This window comes from Pseudomonas sp. 05N434 (assembly GCF_056396965.1).
The window spans coordinates 1-4,727 of record NZ_JBFTMK010000583.1 but is presented as its reverse complement, the minus strand read 5'-3'; the positions used below and the strand labels follow the sequence as shown (position 1 = coordinate 4,727).

At 60.9% G+C, this 4,727-nt stretch carries 3 protein-coding genes and 1 pseudogene; all 4 read right to left on the bottom strand.

Annotated features, from left to right (window positions below; all coding sequences use genetic code 11):
* Positions 1 to 289, bottom strand: a pseudogene (locus AC1DLB_RS26250) (ABC transporter substrate-binding protein); the annotation flags it as partial.
* Between the two features lie 49 nt (positions 290 to 338).
* Positions 339 to 1,463 (bottom strand): ABC transporter ATP-binding protein, encoded by a 1,125-nt coding sequence (locus tag AC1DLB_RS26245; protein ID WP_018928861.1) that lies wholly within the window; start codon positions 1,461 to 1,463, stop codon positions 339 to 341.
* 261 nt (positions 1,464 to 1,724) lie between these two features.
* Positions 1,725 to 2,366: a response regulator gene (locus AC1DLB_RS26240; RefSeq protein ID WP_477785934.1), complete on the bottom strand. Its 642-nt coding sequence runs from the start codon at positions 2,364 to 2,366 to the stop codon at positions 1,725 to 1,727.
* A 72-nt stretch (positions 2,367 to 2,438) separates the two neighbouring features.
* A partial coding sequence (locus AC1DLB_RS26235) for a PAS domain-containing sensor histidine kinase (protein ID WP_477785933.1) occupies positions 2,439 to 4,727 on the bottom strand: 2,289 nt, incomplete at its 5' end.

Below are 4,727 nucleotides of genomic sequence, written 5' to 3'. Positions count from 1 at the left end.
TGTCTTCGTCGCAACCACGGGACAGTTCCGGCGATTCAACTTCCACCAGGTCCCAGGACACGCTCTTGGTGTCGACCATGGCTTTGACCTTGGCCATTTCGCCGTTGTATTCGCCAGCGACGATTTTGCCGTGGCCCGCCGCTTCCCATGGTGCGTAGAAGGCTTTGACCTGCGCCGCCTTGTTCGCCCCGCCAAAGGACACCACGGTCAGGTCCGGGCCAGCCGCCATCGCGTGCGCCGCGCCGATCATGCCGACGACCAGGGCGGTGAATTTCAGGGATCTCAACATTTATTGTTCTCTCCACGTGCAGGGTTGGTGTTGGTGAAGCAGGGGGCGATCAATGCGCCTCTAGAAGTGGGTCGAGCGCGCGAACGTGTTCGACCTGCCAGCCAAGCGGTACCACGTCGCCGACAGCCAGCGCAGGATCGAGCTCGGCAATCGGTTGTTTCACGAAGAAGTCGGTCTTGCCGCAGACTTCCAGGCGAACCCGGACGTGGTCGCCCAGATAGATGAATTCCGCCACCCTTCCCGAGAAGCGGTTGACACAGGACTCGCTCGAGCCATTGAGGCTCACGCGCTCCGGACGAATCGACAGTGTGACGGGTTCGCCGGTCTTGCCGACGTTGACCGCCAGTGCTTCAACCTTTTCACCACGACCGAGCTCGACCACGCAGCGATCACCGGTGTGGCTGTGCAAGCGGCCGTTGAGGCGGTTGTTCTCGCCGATGAAGTTGGCGACGAAAGTATTTTTCGGCTCTTCGTAGAGCGTGCGCGGTGGCGCGATCTGCTGGATCTCGCCCTGGTGGAATACGGCGACGCGGTCGGACATGGTCAGGGCTTCGCCCTGGTCGTGGGTCACGTAGACCACGGTCACGCCGAGGCGCTGGTGCAGGTGTTTGATTTCCATCTGCATGTGTTCACGCAGTTGTTTGTCCAGTGCGCCGAGGGGTTCGTCCATCAGCACCAGTTGCGGTTCGAACACCAGGGCACGGGCCAGGGCCACACGCTGCTGCTGACCGCCGGACAGTTGCGCCGGATAGCGCTGGGCGAAGGTGTCGAGCTGAACCATGCTCAGCACACGCTTGACCCGGTCACTGACGTCGCTTTTGTTCAAGCCGCGCACGGTCAGCGGGAACGCCAGGTTCTCGGACACGGTCATGTGCGGAAACAACGCGTAGTTCTGGAACACCATGCCGATGTCGCGCTTGTGCGGTGGCACGTTGTTGATGGAACGCCCGGCCAGTTGAATCTCCCCGGCGGTCGGGGTTTCGAAGCCGGCGAGCATCATCAGACTGGTGGTTTTGCCGGAACCGGACGGCCCGAGCAAGGTCAGGAATTCGCCTTTGCGAATTTCCAGGTTGAGGTCTTTGACGATCAGGTTCTCGCCGTCGTAGCTCTTTTGCACTCCACGAAAGCTGACCAGAATATCGCTGGCCCCTGCACTTGAATCAACCTGGCTCATACCCACACCTTTGTTATTGATGACTGCTGTGGACTAAGCCTAGTGGACGCTGGGAGCCGCGCAAATCGGGGCGCAGGAGAGAATCGCCTCAGCCGGATGGAAGGTTGGGGGTAGGGATTGCCCTACAAGGATGGCGGGGATGGATATGTCGATTCTTGATGGCGACAGACGGTGAGCTGCAAGCCACAGGAACCGGGTTGCCTGAAGCCAAAAGCTTCGCGGGCAAGCCTCGCTCCTACAAAATCCACAGTGAACCCTGGATCACAGGAGTTTGTGTTCCATCGCGTACTTCACCAGTTCGGCCAGGGAGGTGATGTTGAGTTTCTGCATCAGCCGCGCCTTGTGGGTACTGATGGTTTTGCTGCTCAAGGCCAGTTGCTGGGCGATGTCGTTTACGTTGGCGCCCTGGGCCAGGCGTTCGAATACCGAGAATTCACGCTCCGACAGCAGCGAATGCAGCGGCCGCGTGTCGGTCAGGMCGACTTCGAAAACCATGCGGTCGGCCAGGTCCGGATCGATGTAGCGCCCGCCCGCCGCGACCTTGCGAATCGCCGTCAGCAACAATGCCGGATCACTGTCCTTGGTCGCGTAACCCGCAGCGCCGACCTTCAACGCCCGAGCGGCCATCTGCGCTTCGTCGTGCATCGACAGCACCAGAATCGCCGGCGGATTGCTCATGGCGCGAATCCGCGGGATCGCCTCCAGGCCGTTGACCCCGGGCATGGAGATGTCCAGCAACACCACTTCGCAGGGAACATGGCGCAAGGTATCGAGCAACTGCTCGCCATTGCTCGCCTCCCCGACCACCAGCAAGTCCTTGGCCAGGCCGATCAATTGCTTGATGCCTTCGCGAACGATGGTGTGGTCTTCGGCTACCAATACACGGATCACGTTCTTCTCCATTCTTCTTATGTCAGAACCAAGATCTATCGCAGGCTTGCCTGCAAAGGCGCCAGCTCAAACAACACAAAACCATCAGGCTTCATCCAGCGGCACTCGCACCGTCAGGGTCGTGCCCTCCCCCGGCTCACTCTCAAGCGACAATTGCCCGCCCATGATCAACACCCGCTCACGCATGCCAACCACGCCGAAGGATGTCGGCCTGCCAGGCGCAGCGACAAATCCTACGCCATCATCGCTGACAGTCAGACAAAGCTCATCGCCCTCAAGGGCCAGCGTCAGTTCAACAGTATGCGCCTGGGCGTGGCGCATGACATTGGTCAGCGCCTCCTGAAGGATCCGGAACAGGCCGATGGCCTTGGCATCGCTGAGCACCGGCAAGTTATCCGGCACTTGTACCAGACACGGAATATGCGTGCGCGCCTCGAACCGTCGGGCCTGCCACTCGATGGCCGAGGCGATCCCGGCATCGAGAATCGGTGGCCGCAGCGCCGTGGCCACATCACGCACCAGTTGAAACAGCTGCGCGATCAAACGCTTCATGCTGTTCAAGCGCTCGTGCAGGCCCGGATCGAGCTGCGCATACGCCAACTCGCACATGGACGTTTCCAGCTTCAACACCGTCAACATCTGCCCCAGCTCGTCGTGAACTTCCCGGGCAATCCGCGCCTTCTCCTCTTCCCTCACGCTCTCCAGGTGCGCAGACAACTCGCGCAACTGCTCACGGGAGCTGGCCAGCTCCAGCTCGATGCGCTTGCTCTCGGTGATGTCCCAGACGATCCCGTCCCAGACATAGGCGCCGTCTTCCAGTCGGCGGGTAATGGCCTTGATCTCAGCCCAGCGTTGTTCGCCCTGACGGGTCAGAATCCGTCCCTGCCACGACCAGTCGCTGTCGGTGTCCAGTGCATGGTCCTGGGTCTGGTGATAACTGGCCTTGTCATCCGGATGCACCAGGCTGCGCAGGCCTTTGTCCCGTTGGGCCAGGGTGGCCGGCGAGTAGCCCACCAGGCTCTCGCTGCCTTCACTGATGTAGGCAAAGTCGATCTGCCCGGTTACTGGTGCGCGCTCCAGACGAAAGACCAATCCGGGGACGTTGGCGGCGATGCCCTGCAGCCGCGCTTCGCTTTCCTGCAAGGCGGCCAGGGCGCGACGACGCTCGGTGACATCATTGAGGTAAACCACCAGGTATTCGCCCTCGCGAAAACGCAAGAAGCTCAACGAGACATCCGCCGGCAGAATACTGCCATCGGCCCGCACACAATTGGTTTCGAAACTTAGCGGCCCTTCCTCACTGGCCCGGGCGCGTTTCCACAGGCTCAGCCAGCGGTCCATGTGCAAACCGGGCTCGAAATCGATCAAGGGTCGATCAATGATCCCGCCCGCCGGATAGCCGAGCATGCTTTCGGCGGCACGGTTGGCGTAGCGCACATGGCTGTCCCAGTTGACCCAAAGGATGCCGACGGTGCTTTGATCGATGGAAAACTGCGTGAGACGCAAGGCTTCTTCGCTGGCCTCGCGCAGGGCAATGTCTTCGCGCGCCGCCAGCAAACGTTGCTCCAGACTGTGTTGCTGACGACGCTGCCAGAACACAATGGCCATGCTGCTCAGCAATAACACCAGCAACAGCAGGCATAGGTTTTTCCAGAAAACCGGTGAATCGGACAGCCGCGGGTACTTGGGTTGCAGCCATTGATCGTGCAGTCGCTCGAGGTCTTTGGCCGGAATCGCGCGCAGCGCGTTTTCGACGATGCCGGCCAACTCCGGCCAGTCCCGACGCGTGGCCACTCGCAACAGTTGCGGGAAACCGATGTCGCCCACCACGGCCAGCCCGGCAAACTCGGGTTCGGCTGACAGACGCCCGAATTGCGCTTCATCGACCACCGCGTAACCGGCCTGCTGACTCAACAACAGTTGCAGCGCCTGGCGCTCCAGAGGCACGCCCTGCAGGTTCAAATGCGGATAGGTACTACGCAAGAAATCGGCGGTGACGCTGGGCATGCGCACGGCGACGCGGGTCTGACTGTCGAGTTTTTCCAGCTCCACCACCCCCGTACTCTTCTGGTCGCTGACCACCAGTTGCGGCACCCGCATGTACGGATCGGAAAATTGCCAGAGTCGTAAACCGGCGGGAGTCTGGGTCAGTCCCGGCGCGATATCGATATCGCCTTCGCGCGCGGCGGCTTCCAGTTGCGCAAGATCAGGATAATTACGCCAGCTCAGCTCGACCTTGAGCGACTTGGCCAGCCACTTCATCAACTCGATGTTGACCCCGGACAGGCGCTGCAAGCGGCGATCGTATTGGGCATAGGGCACTTGCAATACAACCCCGACCCGCAACTCTTCATGCTGCGCCAGCCATTGCTG